This window comes from Rhodococcus sp. NPDC059969 (genome assembly GCF_042738325.1).
Taxonomy (GTDB): Bacteria; Actinomycetota; Actinomycetes; order Mycobacteriales; family Mycobacteriaceae; genus Rhodococcus_F.
The window spans coordinates 489,527-506,085 of record NZ_JBHWUF010000002.1 but is presented as its reverse complement, the minus strand read 5'-3'; the positions used below and the strand labels follow the sequence as shown (position 1 = coordinate 506,085).

Genomic DNA, 16,559 nt, shown 5'->3' with positions numbered 1-16,559 from the left:
ATCAGTTACCCAGCAGGGCAGCTGAATTGGCGCGGCGAAGCTTTCCCGACGACGTCTTCGGGATACTGCCGGGACCAAGGACCGCAACGGCACGAGGGCGCACGCCGACGTCGGCGACCACGGCGTGGACCACTTCGCGCTCGATGCGCTTGACCTCTTCCGGATCCTCGAAAGCGTTGGTCTCGACCGCGACGGCAAAGCTCTCACGCTTCTGGCCGGCATCCAGGCGAATGGCGACTGCATTTCCCGGGCGCACACCGGCAACGCTTCCGGCCGCCCGCTCGATGTCGGTCGGATACACGTTCCGGCCGCCCATGATGATGACGTCCTTGACTCGCCCGCACACCACAACCAGGCCTTCTTCGGTGAAATAACCGACGTCACCGGTGTCGAGCCAACCGTCGGCGTCCTGGGCCGGCTTGTGTCCGTCGACTGTGACATATCCGGGGGTGACTGCCTTGCCGCGAACCTCGATGATTCCGACGCCTCGGGCCGGCAGCACCTGGCCGTCACGGTCGACGATGCGTCCCTCGAGGTCAGGCACCATCTTTCCGAGCGTCGCAAGGGCGCGCGCATTGGGACGATTGGACGGCACCGCGCGAGACATCGACTCGAGGAAATCGGGATCGACGTAGTCGAGAACCTGGCCCTGATCGGGATCCGGAATCGACACCGCCAGGGTGGTTTCCGCCATTCCGTACACGGGAGCCAGCGCAGTCGGGTTCAAACCGAATCGCGCGCCGGCCTCGGCGAGGGCATCCATCGTGTCGGGATCCACCGGCTCGGCACCGTTCCACATGTACCGGACGCTGGACAGGTCGACCGCCCCGTCCTCTGCCTGTGCGAGTCGACGCGCCAAGAGGGAGTATGCGAAGTTCGGTGCGGCCGTGACAGTTCCGCCGTATTTGCCCATCAGTTCCGCCCACAGCACCGGGGTGCGGAGGAAATCCATCGGCGTGATGCTGATGACCTCGGCGCCCACCTGCATCGGAACCGTCAAGAACCCGACCATGCCCATGTCGTGGAACAGCGGAAGCCAGCTCACCATCACGTCGTCTTCGATGGAGAACTTGATGCGGTTGATCATCGCGTAGGCATTTGTGTAGAAGTTCTCGTGCGTGATCTGCACGGCCTTGGGTGAACCGGTGGAACCGGACGTCAACTGCTGGAGTGCGATATCCGATTCGACCGTCTCCACGGGATCGATCGACGTTCCGCCACGAAGCTCGTCCACCGTCACGACGGTGATGCCACGCTCTTCGAGGAGCGGCTTGGCCGCATCGAAGGGCGCGCCCAGAATCACGGCTTTTGCCGAGATCATGTCGATCACCGTCTCGGTGTCCTGAGCCCAGACACCCAGATCCGTTCGGGGGGTCGGCTGATGCAGCATCGTCACCGACGCACCGCGCATCCACGTCGCCTGGCAGGCAGGCGCGATGTCGACGGGCTGTCCAGCGAGAATGCCGATCGCAACGCCACGGTCGATACCGACCTCGGCCAGGCCGCCGGCCATGCGCCGCGCCTCCTGGTGGATGTCGCCCCAGGTCTGACGGAAAGCGTTGTCGGGCTCTCCCGTCACCAGGCCGCGGTCGGTGACTGCGGCGGTCGCATACATCTCTTCGGTGAACTTGCTCAACGCAACTCCTCGGTCAGTGTCACTCTTCGATCAGTGCAACTCTTCGCAGGACACAAATGGCTGTGTGTTCGAACACACACATACTTGGATAATCAGCGATCGTTCGCCGAGTGTTACGCCGCAGTGGTTATTGCATCGTGGTCTGCGAGTATCCTTTCTCTGTTGTGCTGCCGCACTCTCCACCTGTCCGCGCACCGGCACGTCGCCGGCACTGACGCCCACTTCGAGAGGTTCTTCGTTGACTACCCCGTCCGACTCGACCGTCCCTTCCGACTCGACTGTCCAGTCCGACACCGAAGGCCCCGATTCCACCGAGAGCGGGTCGGTTGCGGTCACGACGACCACCAAGGGTTTGTCAGCCGAGGCGGAGCGTCGCCGCACCTTCGCCGTCATCTCGCATCCCGACGCCGGAAAGTCGACGCTCACCGAAGCGCTGGCACTGCACGCGAAGAAGATCTCCGAGGCAGGAGCCGTCCACGGCAAGGCAGGCCGCAAGTCGACAGTCTCGGACTGGATGGAGATGGAGAAGGCCCGCGGCATCTCCGTCAGTTCCACCGCACTGCAGTTCAACTACCACTCGTCCGAGACGCCCGACGATCAGATCAACGTCATCAATCTCGTCGACACCCCCGGCCACTCCGACTTCTCCGAGGACACGTACCGCGTCCTGACTGCCGTCGACGCGGCCGTCATGCTCATCGACGCCGCCAAGGGCCTCGAACCGCAGACACTCAAGCTCTTCCAGGTGTGTCGTCACCGCGGCATCCCGGTTATCACGGTCATCAACAAGTGGGACCGTCCCGGCCAGACCCCGCTCGAATTGTTGGACGAGATCAGTGAGCGCATCGGCCTCACACCTACTCCCCTGTACTGGCCCGTCGGCATCGCCGGCGACTTCCGCGGACTGCTGCGACGCGGCGAAGACGGTGCGGCTCGCGAGTACGTCCGCTTCACCCGTACCGCCGGCGGCGCGAAGATCGCCCCCGAAGAGGTCATGGACGCCGACGCCGCACTCGCCAAGGAAGGCTCCGAGTGGGAGACCGCGGCCGAGGAGAGTGAACTGCTCTCCGCTACCGGCCAGGACCACGATCAGGAGATGTTCCTCGCCGGTCAGACGTCCCCGGTGATCTTCGCGTCCGCGATGCTCAACTTCGGCGTCCGCCAGATCCTCGACACCCTCGTCGAATTGGCGCCGCCGCCGCGAGGCCGCGAAGACGTCAGCGGCAAGCCGCGCGAGGTCACCGATCCGTTCAGTGCGGTCGTCTTCAAGGTGCAGGCCGGTATGGACACCGCGCACCGTGACCGTCTGGCATTCATGCGCATCGTCTCCGGCGTGTTCGAGCGCGGCATGGTCGTCACGCACGCACAAACCGGCAAGCCCTTCACGACCAAGTACGCGCAAACGGTGTTCGGCCGCGAACGTTCCACTGTCGAGTCCGCGTTCCCCGGCGACGTCGTCGGCCTCGTCAACGCCACCGCCCTCGCGCCCGGCCACACGCTGTACACCGAGAAGAAGGTGGAGTTCCCGCCGATTCCGTCGTTCGCGCCGGAACACTTCTCGATCCTGCGCGCCGAAAGCGCAGGCAAGTACAAGCAGTTCCGCCGCGCCGTCGACCAACTCGACTCCGAGGGCGTCGTCCAGATTCTTCGCAACGACATCCGCGGCGACGCCTCCCCCGTCATGGCGGCCGTCGGCCCGATGCAGTTCGAAGTTGTCGCGGCACGCATGAAGGCCGAGTTCAACGTCGAGGCCAAGATGGAACCCCTCGGCTATGCATTGGCCCGTCGTACCGACGCCGCGTCCGAGGTCGAGCTGAACCGTCAGCGCGGTGTGGAGGTCTTCACCCGATCCGACGGTGTTCTGCTCGCCCTTGTCAGCGACAAGTGGCGCCTGCAGTACATCCAGAAGGAACTTCCGGATCTGACGCTCGAACCCCTCGTCGCTGCTGCGGACTGATGAGCCTGATCGAGGCGCTGTTCGACGCCGAACTGCACATCGGCAGCGCCACGATTCTCTGGCGAGAGATCATCGGAAACGCGTTCGGAATAGGCTCCGCGATCGCCGGCGCACGACGCTCGGTATGGGCGTGGCCTGTCGGTATAGCCGGAAATGCCTTGTTGTTCACGGTGTTCATGGGCGCGCTTTTCCACACGCCGCAAGAGCTCAATCTCTACGGCCAAGCCGGCCGTCAGTTGTTGTTCATCACTGTCAGCGTCTACGGATGGACTCAGTGGCGACGTGGGGCACGCGACTCCGGTCGCGCAGTCCTGCCGCACTGGGCGACAACTCGCGAGCGCTTCGCCATGATCGCCGTCATGGCAAGCGGCACAATCGCTTTCGCCTGGATCTTCGACCTTCTCGGCTCGTACGGGGCGTGGGCGGAGGCCTGGATTTTCACCGGCTCCATCCTCGCGACGTACGGCATGGCACGCGGCTGGACCGAGTTCTGGCTCATCTGGATCGGCGTCGACGCCGTCGGTGTTCCCCTTCTTTTCCGGGCCGGGTACTACCCGTCGGCAATCCTCTATCTGGTCTACGCATTCTTCGTACTGTGGGGTTTCGCGATGTGGCTGCGCATTCAACGTCGAACTCCACAAGGGGTGCGACCGTAAACGAACTCCTGGTATGTTTGCGTCGATTAAGCAAACCAGCGGTCTGTTTACGGGCATCAGGAGCGAAACAATGGAAGACAAGAATTCTCACGGAATAACGGGTCCCAACGGTTCCGGAAACGGATCGAGAGCCAGTAGTTCCGCGAGTAATGGTTCCGCGGGTAATGGTTCTGCGAGCAGCGTTTCCACTGGCAACGGTTCCGGCAGCGCCACCGCCACAGCTGATTTTCTGTCGACCGCACCCAAGCAGTCGGATGCATTCACGTTTCCGCTCCCCTCCCGGACCACGGCCGCACACAGCAGCGGAGAGGACCTTTCAGTGCCAGCTTCAACACGTGAATCATCGAGGACGCTCGAAACTCGGAGTCGTACCGTCGTACGGCGCGACGCGATGGGCGTAGCCGCAGTTCGAGTGGCCGGGCGTCTCACCCACACCGAACTGATCGCGAATCAGGCCTCACCCTCGAGCACGCATTCCTCCGATCCCACGATGGATCTGGACGAGTTGCTCACGATGCTCGGCAGCTACCTGTTGTCCTCGGGGTTCGAACATCCCGAAATCCACGCCAAGCTCGGCGGACAGTCGATCGTCGTCAACCTCGTGTCGCCGGAAATCAGCGCCAGCTGAGCTCGACCCAGCTGTTCAGGGCCCCGCTATTCAGGGCCACAGCACTGCGCGTGTCCATGCTCGGTTCGAGCCACGCCGGTACAACCACCGCTGATGCCGACGCCCGGAGTCTGCCTGCCAGAACTCGACAGACTCCGGCTCGAGGCACCACGCACGCCAGTCCTTCGACACGAACCCTGGGTCGTCGCCGATTCTTGCTTCCGCAGCGGCCACCGACATGTCGTACGCGTCGAAGTCTTCGAGCACTTCACTCTGCTTACTTGCCGTCGCCACCGCTCTCGCCGTGACGGAGCGTTCGACGAAGTCTCGGCGCCGAAGTGCGTCGTCACCCTCGCGTACCAATCCGCGAATCCGGACCTGCTGGCCCGTCTCACGCCAGTAGAACGCCAACGATGCCCGCGGATTTTCTTTCAGCTCAACACCTTTCGGCGATGCAGCCGAACTGGAGAACCAGAACCCACGCTCAGTCACGTCCTTGAGGATGAGGAAGCGGGAATCGGGCATGCCGTCGCCGTCCACGGTCGAGAGCGCACACACGTGCGGCTCGACGACACCGAAGGCCACGGCCGCACGGAGCCAGTCGAGGAACAACTCTCCTGGGTTCTCCGGAAAACGTTCAGGCGCCGGCGGCGGAGTTCCGGTCAGTGCGGGAATACCGCGAATCCATGCCCGGACGTCCGGCAGCGAGAAATCTGCGTCAACCATGAGCCGACTCTAATCGCGGGCGGCTTCAGGAGACGTTGCGAACGATCGAGTCACCGAACGAGGGTTGCTGCAGCAGTGCCCACTTGTTGGACGTCAATCGAAAACTCGGCATGTCGGCGAGCGCCACCACCGATTCCCAGGTGCGCTCGTAGCTCGTGTGGGAGATTCGCCATTCACCGTCGCTGCAGCGGGTGTATCTGTCGTGATAGAAAGCCGATCCACGAAGCAGCATGCCGTCCTCGGGGATGACCACCGTGTCCGCAAGGCACCAGATCCCGGTTGCGGTGTCTCCGTCTACGTCGATCTCGGGTTGCCCACATTGATGTTCGGTGATGATGTGCGAGCCGAGAGTGTTCTCGAGGAAGGAGACGAACGAATCTCGGGAATCGAAACTGAGTTGCTCTCCGTAGATCGCGGTGGCGTCGACGGTCAGAGTGTCGGCGAATTCGACCCACGATTTGGTGTCCAAGGCGCGTGCGTATCGGTACTTGAGTCTTTGGATGAGAACAATCGCTTCGAGATCCATGATCCCCGCCTCCCGGTGCAGCAACCACCCGTCCTATGTGTGCACATTAGCCTGTATCACGCATAAACGGGCATTACTCTCAAAGCTAGTAGAAATGTCAGCCGATAACACGCTTTTCCAGGCCGTCGAGCATGATCGTGATCTTCTCGTCCAACCAACCGCGTCCGTGCCACGTCGATTCGTCGCCGATCCCCTCGATCAACGACTCCGACGCATTCCAACTCTCCTGATACGCCTGGCGTGCAGAACGCGAATCCGCAGAACTGACGGTCTTGTCCAGTGCCGCCATCATCGCGAACTGAGTCATCGTCACCTCGGAGATGAAGTCAACCGCCAGTACCGCGTCGTGTGGTGTGAAGCCTTGCGCAGTCAACGAACCGACCAGTTTCTCCACGATCTCGATTATCGCCGGCGGCGTGCCCGGAACAGCGAGACCGACCTGGGCGAGACCAGGGTAGCGCTCGAACGAGGACCACAGAACGTCGCAGAGGTCCTTCAGAAATTCACGCCACGGACGATCCGTGTCCGGCCACACAGTCTGACGCACAACGTGATCCGAGCAGGCCCGCAGCAGCGCTTCACGGTCGGCGAAGTAGCGATAAAGAGCAGAATGACTGACGCCCAGACGCTTTGCCACACTCGGCATGGTCAATTCACTCAGATCACCAGCCAGGGCGGCCTCGACGATGTCCACTCTCGACAACGTCGGCGGCCGCCCTGTCTTCTTTCCGGTCTGCATTCTGCTCAGCCTGCCACCTGCTCAGCCTGCTACCAACCGCCATCCCGACGCACGGTGGCGCTGATTCCAGAACGCGGCGTAGTTCCCACCGGCGGCAAGGAGAACTTCGTGAGTTCCCACTTCGACGATTGATCCGTCGTCACCGAGCACGATGATCTGGTCTGCGGCCACGACGGTCGACAGTTTGTGAGCGATCACGAGCAGTGTGCTTTCGCTGGCGAGTTCCTGCATCGCACGCTGAACGTGTGCCTCGTTCTCGGGATCGAGCGCGGCCGTCGCCTCGTCGAGCAGCACGATGGGTGCACGTTTGAGGAGTGCACGCGCAATGGAGACTCGCTGCCGCTCTCCACCGGACAGTGCCGTCCCGCCCTCACCGACGCGGGTGTCCCAACCCCGCGGAAGTCGCTCGACGATTTCCGCGACGCCGGCGATCCGAGCGACGTCGAAGACTTCCTCGTCCGTGGCTTCGGGGCGGCCGAGGCGGATGTTCGCGATCAACGTGTCGTCGAAGAGATACACGTCCTGGAAGACCAAGGACAACTGCGACATCAGATCGGCACTCGTGAGGTCACGCACGTCGACGCCGCCGACACGCACCACCCCGGAGTCGACGTCGTAGAAGCGCGAGATCAGCCGGGTGACGGTGGTTTTGCCCGACCCTGACGGACCGACCAACGCCGTCAGCGACTTCCGCGGCACGTCGAAGGAGATGTTCCGCAGAACCTGCCCGCCGTCGGTGTAACCGAAGTCGACGGCGTCGAACTGCACGGCCGTCTCCCCCGTCGCCGACCCGCTGGTTTCGGGTTCGACCAGTGGTTCAACTTCGAGGATCTCGGACATTCGGCGGATTTCGTTGCGTGCCATTCTGATTGCGCCGCCGAACTCGCCGATCTCACCCAGCGGTTGGATGAACCGTGCGGTGAGCCCCAGTAGCGCGATCAAGGTGACCGGATCGATGTCGCCGCCGAGCGCGAGGAACGCGCCCAGGATGATCACGGCCGAGAACACGAATTGCAGGGCGATCCCGTTGACCACGGAACCGATCACCACGAACCACAGTTGTGAACGACCTGCGGCGTGCTGAGCTTCGATCGCGTCGTCGAGCGGTTCGTACACCCCGTGGGTGCGTCCGAAAGCACGTAGGACCGGTTGGCAACGCGCGTATTCGAGCACTCGATTGTTCGATTCGACCGCCGCGGCATGGGCCTGATCGTCGGCTTTGGCGGTCATCGCCGAGGCAAAGCGTGCTGCTGCGAACAGAATCGGGACGCCGACCACCAGTGCGAGCCCGAGCCGCCAGTCGAAGAACAGCATGCACACGACAATGGTTGCCGGGCTGGCGATTCCGGAGATGATCGGTGTCATCAGATGCGCGGCCGCCCCCATCACCGAGATGGTGCCCTTGCTGGCGACCTGCGATACCTGGCCGAGTCTGCCGGCACCGAACCAACCGAGAGGGAGCGCGACGAGGTGATCACCGAGGCGCAGATGCATCGTCCGCAGCAAGGTGAGCGCCGACTCGAATCCCTTGATGGCCTGCAGGTAATGCGCAATCGAACTGATCACCGCGCACACAGCCATGGCGGCGAGCCACCGAACGAAACTTCCCCAGTCCTGCTCGAACAGTGCCCGCACGGTCGGCACCAGCAATGCCACTGCCAAACCCTGCATCACGCCGTACAACACAGCCCACACCAGGAACTCTCGATAGCGTCCCTGATTCTGCGGGCCGAGAATCCGGAAGAGGTCGCGAATCATGAGTTGGCCTTTCCTGCTGCGTCAGACGTACCTGCAATGCTGTCGGCCCGACTGTGGCTCGCCCACATCCGGGCATACGTCGAACCATTCGCCACCAGCTGATCGTGCGTGCCCTTCTCCACGATCCGCCCGGCGTCGAGGACCACGATCTGATCGGCACTCACGATCGAAGCCAACCGGTGCGCGATCACCAGCACCGTGCGCCCCACCGTCAAACGCGACAATGCTTCCTGGATATCGGCTTCGGACTCCGGGTCCGCAAACGCGGTCGCCTCGTCGAGCACGAGAACGGGAGTGTCCGCGAGAATCGCCCGCGCGATGGAGACTCGTTGCGCCTCACCGCCCGAGAACCTGGCGTCGACCCCGACCACAGAGCCGTACCCTCTCGGGAGGGCTTCGATTCGGGTGTCGATCTGCGCGGCTGCGGCAGCAGTCTTCACCTCGGCCTGCGACGCCTGAGGGCGGGCAAGCCGAATGTTGTCGAGAACAGTTGCTTCGACCAGCTGCACGTCCTGCAGAACGAATCCGACGTGGCGGTACAGCTCGTCGGTGGCGACGTCCCGGACGTCGACACCGCCGATGGCCACGGATCCGGTACGCACGTCATGGAATCGGGGAACGAGCGTCGCCAGTGTCGACTTACCCGAACCCGAAGGTCCGACCAACGCCGTCACCGTACCCTCCGGCAGCGTCAGATCGATGTCGGACAGAACGTCGGCCCCGTCGTCGAAGGCGAAAGAGACTCCGGAAAATCGAACTTCGTTCCCCGCGGGCTTTTTCGGATGATCGGTTTCCGGCAGTGCGTCGGTTGCGAACAGCGCGATCAGCCGCGCCGCAGCGGCGGCAGCCTCACGGCGGGCCTGCATACCGAAACCGATGGTCGTCACCGACACCGGAATCACCATCGCGACAAGAGAGCTGGTCAGGACGTCGATGGGTGACACCCACCCGGAGTGGACGAACCACGAGCCGAGACCAAGGTTCACCACCAGCACTACCGGCGCACTCAAGGCAATCGAGGCCAGCGCCTCGGTCCGCAGCATCGGGCGAACCCAACCCTCGTACGAAACGGCAAAAGCCTTGGCGGCATCACGGTATCGAGAATGTGACTGCTTGTCCTGACCGAAAGTCTTGACCACTGCGATGCCGGTGACGAACTCGACGATCGTATTGCTGATGGCCGCGATGCCCTCATTCATCCGGCTCATCTTGACGGCCATGTCCTTGGTCATCGACGCATAGGCGATCATGTAGATCGGGAGCGTGGCAATCGCGACCAATCCAAGACGCCAGTCGATCGAAATCACGTAGCCGAGTCCGACGAGCGGCACCGCGATGGCTCCGGTGGTCTCGACGGCGCTGTGCGCAACCAGATAGTGGAGATCGGAGATGTCGTTCTGCGCAGCTTTGCGCACGGTTCCGGACGAGTGGGAGGTGAACCAGCCCAGAGGAAGTCGCCCGAGTGTCGCGGCGATTCGGCGTCGATGCACAGCTTGGAGATTCACGTCGGCGAAGTGCGTGACGATCAACGCACCGCCACCGAAGAACGCACGCATGCCCAGGCCGAAGACGACGACCCACACGATCGTCCAGACGCGAGACGAGTCGATGTCGCCGCCCACGATCAGTGTCTTGCCCAGTTCGGCGATGGCAACGTAGGGGACGATGGCAGCAACCGCGGCAATCACCTGCATCACCATCGCGATGGTCGTCCGTGTGCGAACTGGCGCAAGGAGTTCGCGTAACGCGCTCTTGTGCGCCGCCGCTTCGGCCTTGGCCAGTGAGGCTTCGGCCGCAGACCCATGCGGCGCGTTTGCCTCCTCGGGTGGAACGTCTGCTGACTTTTCCTGTGTTGTCGTCATTTCGAGAACGCCTTCCATCGGGTGACTGCGTCGGCGTCGGATGCGATATGACCCTGGAGTTCCGCGCCGGTGAGAGTGCGATCGGCAAGTGCCTCGAGATCTTCGAGGATCCAGTAGACCGCGAAGGGATAACTGCCGAACCAAAGTTCACCGCTCACGTCCGCGGTGCGTCCGGCCTGCACGGCGGCAACCTCGTTGAACAGCGGATTTGCGTGAACAAGGGCGCCGTCGTAGATGTTTCCCGACGTCACGATCATCGCGTCCGCTGCGTGTTGCCCGACCGCCTCGCCCGAAACGGAGGACGTGGCAACCCCCGTGTTGGGGCCGACCTTCGCTTCGAGTTCGGCTTGGGGGCGCCCGAACCCTGCTTCTCCGATGATCGAGGACATCGGCGACTGTGGGATGACGGTGTAGATGCCGCCCGAATATCCGACCAACACGGACAAGGTTTGTGGCTGCTCCTCGACCCTTCCGGACACCTCTGCGAATTTCTCCTCGAGCCTCGAGACGATCTGCCGAGCCTCGGACTCCCGGCCCAGTGCGATGGCAGCAGTATCGAGAACCTCGCGCCACGGCGCCGCATAGGCGAGCACCGTCGTCGGCGCAATCTCATTGGCCTGCGCGGTGATCGAGGTCAACGAGCCGACGTCACTGAGAAGGATCCTGTCCGGATCGACGGCCGCAATCTGTTCCACGTCGGGTGACTGGAAGAACGTCGGTTTGTCGATCACCTCGATACCCTCGCTCTGCAAGATCTCCTTCGCCGCCTGTGATTGCAGGGTGGCGAAGACCGTATCGGGCTTGACCCCGAGCGTGAGCGCGTTGAGCGCTGCAAATTCGTCCAGTGCGAGCAATTTCTGTGGTGCAGGCACGGCCGACGACTCGCCTACTTCCGATGCATCCGCGTCATCACTGCCCGACGAGCAACCGACAAGGACCGTTGCCGTCGCTGCGAGTGCCGCTGCTTGTAGGCCCCACTGCCGCATCATCTCTCCCTGCCTTAGTTACATGCTGTCTCGATTAGGGGAGCCTACAATAACTCAAGCCGTTTGTGCAGACCTCGTCATCGGAAGTGCAATCGCCGGCAGACATGCAACAACACTGATGACGGCGCCCATCACGAACGCCACCACGAACGAGTCGCCGGAAACTCCGATCGCCAGGACCGCTGTGGTCACCGGGGCACCCACCGCCGAACCGACGGTTCTGATCACACTGTTGACACCGCTGGCCGCTGCCATTTCCGATGGCGGGACGATCGAAGCAACCAGCAGAGCACAGACCGCGAACCCCACGCCGTTCCCCAATCCGACGAGGGAGAAGAACAGCACGATCGCAACCACCGAGCTCGGCCAGATCGCGAGTCCGACCGCGCCCGTCGCCATGAGTGCCAGCGCTAGGACTGCCGGCACTCGCGGCCCGTATCGCCGCGCGAGAGCCGGCGTCAGACGCCCACCGAGGAAGACGAGGACAGCGGCAGGCAAGAGGGCCAACCCGGTCTGCACAACGGTGAATCCACTTCCATACGTAGAGGTTTCCGGCGCCTGGAGGATCCGCGGCAGGCAGAGGTAGAAGATGTAGGGCACGAACCCGAACACCAGGGTCAGTGCGCTGGTGATCATCATCGGCCTGTCCCGAAAAACTCGCATGTCGACGATCGGAGCGTCGTGGCGGGAATCGACGGCAATCAGAGTTGCGAACGAGACGAACGCGACAACCACCAGACCCCAGAATCCGAGCGACAGAACTCCCCACTCGGAGGCTTTGGTGATCGCCAGGAGCAGGCTCACCAACCCGAACGCCAGAGCGCCGGCACCGGCCCAGTCCGTCGGCATACCCGGCCGGCGATGCGAACCCGGAACCACAGCCACCACTGCGACCAATGCAAGCACGATCAGGATCCCGGTGATCACGAACAACCACTGCCAGCTGAGGTACTCGAGAATGACACCACCGATCACCAGTGCACTTCCGGCACCGATTCCCAAGGTCCCAGCGAGCCAACCTATCCCCGAAGACAACTCGGGACCGGCCACCGTTCTTCGCAGCACTGCCATCGCGAGCGGGAAGCTCGCCATACTCACTCCCTGGACAGCTCGAACGACAAGCAGCACCCCGATATTCGGGGCGGCCGCCGCGGCAAATGTCGCGAGAGCGAAGATGATCAGGACGATCACCAGGACTCGCTTGTCGCCGAATCGATCCCCCATCGCCCCGACGATCGGAGCCATCACCGCGGCCGCCAACAGGTATGCCGTCAGGATCCAGCCGGTCACCGCCACGGACGTATCAAAATGCTCACCCAACACCGGCAACGCCGGCACCAACATGGTCTGCATGAGCGAGTAGACGAGCACCGCCCCCGCAAGTGCGGCGATCACCCGACTCCCGGATCGCGTGGGCGCCTCCGCCAAGGTTGTCATCGACACCTTCCTCCAATCATGGTTTCAATCGGAACGGAGCACTCCGTTCCGATTGAGTAAACCACGCATTGCTAGCCTGTGGGAATGGCGAAAGAGAATGCGAGCCTCCCCGGACGCGCCCGAGAAGCCGCAGACAACGACGTCACCGTACTGCGAGCAGCGCGCGAGATCTTCGCCGAACAGGGTTGGAATGCACCGGTATCGGCGATTGCCACCCGGGCCGGGGTAGGCGTCGGCAGCATCTATCGCCGCTACCGCGGCAAAGAGGAACTGGCGCAATCCTTACGCGTCTGGGCGATCGACCACCTCGCCACCCTGGCACGAGAGTGCGTGAGCAACGCAGACACCGATGAAGCCGTACTGAAGACGTTCTTCTCGCGATACCTTGCCGAATCGGTGGGACCGCTCATTCCCGTCCTCGGCGGCAGGTTGCCCGAACACACCGAAGTCACCCGCGCCGCAGAAGAATTGGAGGCCGCGCTGCAATCGATGGTCGACATCTGCATCGATACTGGCGAAGTCCCGCCCGACTTCACTTCTGCAGACGTCATGCTCATGACGGTGCATCTACGACCGACCCTGCCGATCGAGGGGGTTCGCGCCACCGAAATACACACGCGCTATCTCGAGTTCATGCTCGACGGACTTCGTCACGGAAGACCTCAACCGTCGACCACTCCCCCGTCCTGGAGCGAATGGCTTCAGATGTGGCAGGGCAGCAACTGACCCTGAGGACACCCGAACAACATGTCAGGTTAGGCTTACCTAGCTTATTTCGCCATGTTCGGAAGGTTCTCATGAAAATCACTCGCAGGCTCGCAGGCTTCGCCGCACTACCCGCCGTTGCCGCACTCCTACTCACCGGCTGCGGCAGCAGCGACGCATCAACTTCTACCGAGGCCAGTTCGACGGACCAGTCCTGGAGCTACACAACGGGATACGGAAACACGATCACCCTCGATCACGCCCCGGAGCGGATCGTCGTCGACGCGTACTCCGCTGCTGCGCTGTGGGACTACGGCATTCGGCCGGTCGGCATCTTCGGTTACGGCGTCGGCAATCCCGACGTCACCGATCACGCTGACGAGTCGACGATGACCGTCGTCGGTCGTGAAGGTGAACTCAGCGCGGAAGCTCTTGCGGCGCTGGACCCAGACCTGGTCATCGGGTACGGAAACAGCGACGACCCGACCCGATGGACTTGGTGGGACGAGCCGATGGGCAAGACCGTCAACGATGTTGCACCGTTTGTCGGTGTGAAGTTCTCCGGCTCTTCGACGCCGGACGTGTTGAGCGAATACGCCTCACTCGCCGAAGCTCTCGGCGGAGACACGGACACAGCAACTGCGCGCGAAGGCAAGGAAGCATTCGAATCCGGGGCAGCGCGCATCCGAGCCGCTGCGGGCAAGGTTGACGACATCGAAGTACTCGCTCTGAACGGCGACGGCTCCGAGTTGTACGCAGGCACAACGGCACTCGCTCAGTTCGGCTACCTGAAGGAACTCGGCGTGAAGTTCACCGGCCCGGGAGGTGACAAAGGCTGGGCCGACCTCAGCTGGGAGCAGGTCCCTGACTATCCGGCGGACATCGTGTTCCAGTTCGCGAAGTCGGCGGAAGCGTTCGCAGCATCACCCGTGTTCGTCAAGCTGCCCGCGGTGACCGCGAACCAGGTGATCGACTTCGACGACAAGCGTCCCAACACCTACGCCAATTACGGTGCCTGGTTCGAGCAGGTTGCACAACTACTCGACCAGGCCCGCAACGTCGCCTGAATTACTCTCCAGCGGTGATTCGCCCGGCCGCTTCCTCGAGAACGTCGAGGAAGATGGCCGCGGTCAGCGCAAATCCTTGGTTGTATCGCGCGTCGCTGGTCAACACGTTGCCCGCTTGGACTGCAGGCAACCGCTGCCACGTCGGCTGCGTCTTGATCGCGTCGAGTGCTTCCTGATCGCGTGCCTGCGCGATGATCACATCCGCCGGAGCCAAGGTGTCGAGTTGCTCGAAAGACAACTCGAACGAGTTCTCTGCATTGTCGTCGTCACGGAAAAGCACGTCGAGGCCGGCATCGATTGCGACGCTGATCCGCAGATTCCGCTGATGCACAAGGAATCCGGTCGGCGTCTGAACGCCGAACACGATCTTCTTTCCGCCGAGCTTCTCCTGCAACATCGGACGCAGTCTCGCGAGTTTGTCGTCGTACTCCGCGATGGAAGCCTCGGCGATCGCAACCCGGTCGAGTTGGCTCGCCTGCGCCATCAGCGCACCTCGCCAGTCGACCGGGTGTCCGGCGATCGGTTCGACGTCGTCGCCGACGACCAACAGCGGCGCGATGGAGGACAAGCGCTCGGTGCCGTACCAGTCGCTGGTGTATCCGATCGCAGTGATGACGATCAGATCGGGCTCGAGAGCGAGCAACGCCTCGAAGTTGGTGGAGAAGTCGCCGGCGACGTTGACGAAGCTCGCGTCCTCGATGGTGCGGCCGGGAAACTGGAATCCCGCCTTGGCGTCGGGGAACCAGAAGTTGCCCGAACCGACGATCGGGTAGTCCATCATCATCGCGAATTCGAGGTCGACCCGGCCGTCGAGCACCACCACACGCTTGGGGTCGCGTGGAACGTCGCCACTGAACTCGGCCCACATGTACGGGAGAGTGTCACTGGCCGAGTCGGATTCGCCATCGGAGCTTCCGCAGGCGCTCAGCGCCAGTGCTGCAGCCACACCGGCAGCGCCACCGAAGAATCGGCGTCGTGAAATGCGGTCGACGATCTGAGCCCACTCCGTGTCGGTAACCTGCGTATCCAGGACGAGTGTCATACGTTTGCTCCTTCGTTGTTTCGCTGACGCTCGCGTCCCAGCGGAATGACCAGCGGTGTGTGGGAAACCGGATCGTCGATGATGCGGCACGCCATGCCGAACACCTCCTGTACCAGTTCTTCGGTGATGATCTCCGCGGGCGGGCCTTCGGCGACTACTGCGCCGTCCTTCATCGCGATGATGTGAGTTCCGTAGCGGCACGCGTGATTGAGATCGTGAAGCACGGCCACCAACGTGTGTCCGTCGTTCTCGTTCAGATCGCGGCACAGCTCCAACAGCTCGATCTGATGAGCGATGTCGAGGAAGGTCGTCGGTTCGTCCAGCAGCACCAACGGGGTCTGCTGCGCGAGAACCATAGCGACCCAGACGCGTTGGCGCTGACCGCCGGACAGTTCGTCGACCGGTCTGGCCGACAGATCCGTGACCTTGGTTGCCTCCATCGCCTTGATGACGGCGGCCTCGTCCTCTCGGGACCACTGGCGGATCAGCTTCTGGTGCGGATAACGTCCGCGCGCAACCAGATCGGCGACTTTGATGCCGTCCGGAGCGATCGACGTCTGCGGCAGAAGCCCGAGTCGCCTCGCAACTTCCTTGGCCGGGTACGACGTTATCGCCTTGCCGTCGAGGAGGACCTTGCCGGTCGTCGGCTTGAGCAACCGCGACAATGCACGCAGAAGCGTCGACTTGCCGCAGGCGTTGGGACCGACGATGACGGTGAAGCCGCCGTCGGGGATCTCGACGTCGAGGTGCTCCGAGATGACGCGCTTGTCGTAACCGATCGTGACGTCCTCGGCGCGAAGCCGATTCGTCCTTTCAGGCACGACGGCGGCCGCACTTGTCTCGTTCACACTGTTC

General features: G+C 62.7%; 16 protein-coding genes. 5 read left to right on the top strand and 11 right to left on the bottom strand.

The annotated features are described in order from the left end of the window. Position 1 precedes the first annotated feature (1 nt). Positions 2-1,636: a fatty acyl-AMP ligase gene (locus ACFWAD_RS11365; RefSeq protein ID WP_378543676.1), complete on the bottom strand. Its 1,635-nt coding sequence runs from the start codon at positions 1,634-1,636 to the stop codon at positions 2-4. Between the two features lie 352 nt (positions 1,637-1,988). Here ACFWAD_RS11365 and ACFWAD_RS11360 point away from each other — a divergent pair, with 352 nt between their 5' ends. Both ACFWAD_RS11360 and pnuC read left to right on the top strand, forming a co-directional pair. Then, entirely contained in the window at positions 1,989-3,593 is a 1,605-nt protein-coding gene (locus ACFWAD_RS11360; RefSeq protein WP_378543859.1) for a peptide chain release factor 3, read from the top strand. Continuing rightward, on the top strand, positions 3,593-4,249 hold the full coding sequence (pnuC, locus tag ACFWAD_RS11355; RefSeq protein WP_378446474.1) for a nicotinamide riboside transporter PnuC: 657 nt from the start codon (positions 3,593-3,595) through the stop codon (positions 4,247-4,249). Before ACFWAD_RS11360 ends, pnuC begins: the two co-directional genes overlap by 1 nt. 87 nt (positions 4,250-4,336) lie before the next feature. Here the strand turns inward: pnuC and ACFWAD_RS11350 are convergent, their stop codons facing one another. After that, positions 4,337-4,513 (bottom strand): hypothetical protein, encoded by a 177-nt coding sequence (locus tag ACFWAD_RS11350; RefSeq protein ID WP_378543673.1) that lies wholly within the window; start codon positions 4,511-4,513, stop codon positions 4,337-4,339. 55 nt (positions 4,514-4,568) lie between these two features. On the opposite strand from ACFWAD_RS11350, the gene ACFWAD_RS11345 reads away from it, so the two are divergent. Next, positions 4,569-4,877: a hypothetical protein gene (locus tag ACFWAD_RS11345; RefSeq protein WP_283301934.1), complete on the top strand. Its 309-nt coding sequence runs from the start codon at positions 4,569-4,571 to the stop codon at positions 4,875-4,877. A 30-nt stretch (positions 4,878-4,907) separates the two neighbouring features. Here the strand turns inward: ACFWAD_RS11345 and ACFWAD_RS11340 are convergent, their stop codons facing one another. The 7 genes from ACFWAD_RS11340 to ACFWAD_RS11310 form a co-directional block, all read right to left on the bottom strand. Continuing rightward, entirely contained in the window at positions 4,908-5,582 is a 675-nt protein-coding gene (locus ACFWAD_RS11340) for a pyridoxal 5'-phosphate synthase (protein ID WP_378543670.1), read from the bottom strand. Positions 5,583-5,607: 25 nt separating this feature from the next. Continuing rightward, complete coding sequence (locus ACFWAD_RS11335) at positions 5,608-6,108, bottom strand: nuclear transport factor 2 family protein (RefSeq protein ID WP_283301938.1); 501 nt, start codon at positions 6,106-6,108, stop codon at positions 5,608-5,610. A 97-nt stretch (positions 6,109-6,205) separates the two neighbouring features. Next, positions 6,206-6,847, bottom strand: coding sequence for a TetR/AcrR family transcriptional regulator (locus tag ACFWAD_RS11330; RefSeq protein ID WP_378446472.1), 642 nt, complete (start codon positions 6,845-6,847; stop codon positions 6,206-6,208). Positions 6,848-6,868: 21 nt separating this feature from the next. Next, entirely contained in the window at positions 6,869-8,605 is a 1,737-nt protein-coding gene (locus ACFWAD_RS11325; RefSeq protein ID WP_378543667.1) for an ABC transporter ATP-binding protein, read from the bottom strand. Further along, positions 8,602-10,467, bottom strand: a complete 1,866-nt coding sequence (locus ACFWAD_RS11320) for an ABC transporter ATP-binding protein (protein ID WP_378543664.1) — start codon at positions 10,465-10,467, stop codon at positions 8,602-8,604. Before ACFWAD_RS11320 ends, ACFWAD_RS11325 begins: the two co-directional genes overlap by 4 nt. Continuing rightward, positions 10,464-11,456, bottom strand: coding sequence for an ABC transporter substrate-binding protein (locus tag ACFWAD_RS11315; protein WP_378543661.1), 993 nt, complete (start codon positions 11,454-11,456; stop codon positions 10,464-10,466). Before ACFWAD_RS11315 ends, ACFWAD_RS11320 begins: the two co-directional genes overlap by 4 nt. 51 nt (positions 11,457-11,507) lie before the next feature. Beyond that, positions 11,508-12,890, bottom strand: a complete 1,383-nt coding sequence (locus ACFWAD_RS11310) for an MFS transporter (RefSeq protein WP_378543658.1) — start codon at positions 12,888-12,890, stop codon at positions 11,508-11,510. An 84-nt stretch (positions 12,891-12,974) separates the two neighbouring features. Here ACFWAD_RS11310 and ACFWAD_RS11305 point away from each other — a divergent pair, with 84 nt between their 5' ends. Together ACFWAD_RS11305 and ACFWAD_RS11300 are read left to right on the top strand one after the other, a co-directional pair. Further along, complete coding sequence (locus ACFWAD_RS11305) at positions 12,975-13,616, top strand: TetR/AcrR family transcriptional regulator (protein ID WP_378539468.1); 642 nt, start codon at positions 12,975-12,977, stop codon at positions 13,614-13,616. Positions 13,617-13,687: 71 nt separating this feature from the next. Next, positions 13,688-14,662, top strand: a complete 975-nt coding sequence (locus ACFWAD_RS11300) for an ABC transporter substrate-binding protein (protein WP_378543656.1) — start codon at positions 13,688-13,690, stop codon at positions 14,660-14,662. 1 nt (position 14,663) lies between these two features. Here the strand turns inward: ACFWAD_RS11300 and ACFWAD_RS11295 are convergent, their stop codons facing one another. Together ACFWAD_RS11295 and ACFWAD_RS11290 are read right to left on the bottom strand one after the other, a co-directional pair. Continuing rightward, complete coding sequence (locus ACFWAD_RS11295) at positions 14,664-15,704, bottom strand: ABC transporter substrate-binding protein (protein WP_378543654.1); 1,041 nt, start codon at positions 15,702-15,704, stop codon at positions 14,664-14,666. Next, the gene (locus ACFWAD_RS11290) at positions 15,701-16,552 is read right to left on the bottom strand and encodes an ABC transporter ATP-binding protein (protein WP_378543652.1); all 852 of its coding nucleotides are present in this window, start codon (positions 16,550-16,552) and stop codon (positions 15,701-15,703) included. Before ACFWAD_RS11290 ends, ACFWAD_RS11295 begins: the two co-directional genes overlap by 4 nt. Positions 16,553-16,559 lie beyond the last annotated feature (7 nt).

Bases quoted from the DNA above. Each gene is read 5' to 3' on its own strand.
- pnuC (WP_378446474.1), top strand. From the start codon at position 3,593: ATGAGCCTGATCGAGGCGCTGTTCGACGCCGAACTGCACATCGGCAGC.
- ACFWAD_RS11340 (WP_378543670.1), bottom strand. From the start codon at position 5,582: ATGGTTGACGCAGATTTCTCGCTGCCGGACGTCCGGGCATGGATTCGC.
- ACFWAD_RS11335 (WP_283301938.1), bottom strand. From the start codon at position 6,108: ATGGATCTCGAAGCGATTGTTCTCATCCAAAGACTCAAGTACCGATAC.
- ACFWAD_RS11330 (WP_378446472.1), bottom strand. From the start codon at position 6,847: ATGCAGACCGGAAAGAAGACAGGGCGGCCGCCGACGTTGTCGAGAGTG.
- ACFWAD_RS11325 (WP_378543667.1), bottom strand. From the start codon at position 8,605: ATGATTCGCGACCTCTTCCGGATTCTCGGCCCGCAGAATCAGGGACGC.
- ACFWAD_RS11320 (WP_378543664.1), bottom strand. From the start codon at position 10,467: ATGACGACAACACAGGAAAAGTCAGCAGACGTTCCACCCGAGGAGGCA.
- ACFWAD_RS11315 (WP_378543661.1), bottom strand. From the start codon at position 11,456: ATGATGCGGCAGTGGGGCCTACAAGCAGCGGCACTCGCAGCGACGGCA.
- ACFWAD_RS11310 (WP_378543658.1), bottom strand. From the start codon at position 12,890: ATGACAACCTTGGCGGAGGCGCCCACGCGATCCGGGAGTCGGGTGATC.
- ACFWAD_RS11305 (WP_378539468.1), top strand. From the start codon at position 12,975: ATGGCGAAAGAGAATGCGAGCCTCCCCGGACGCGCCCGAGAAGCCGCA.
- ACFWAD_RS11300 (WP_378543656.1), top strand. From the start codon at position 13,688: ATGAAAATCACTCGCAGGCTCGCAGGCTTCGCCGCACTACCCGCCGTT.
- ACFWAD_RS11295 (WP_378543654.1), bottom strand. From the start codon at position 15,704: ATGACACTCGTCCTGGATACGCAGGTTACCGACACGGAGTGGGCTCAG.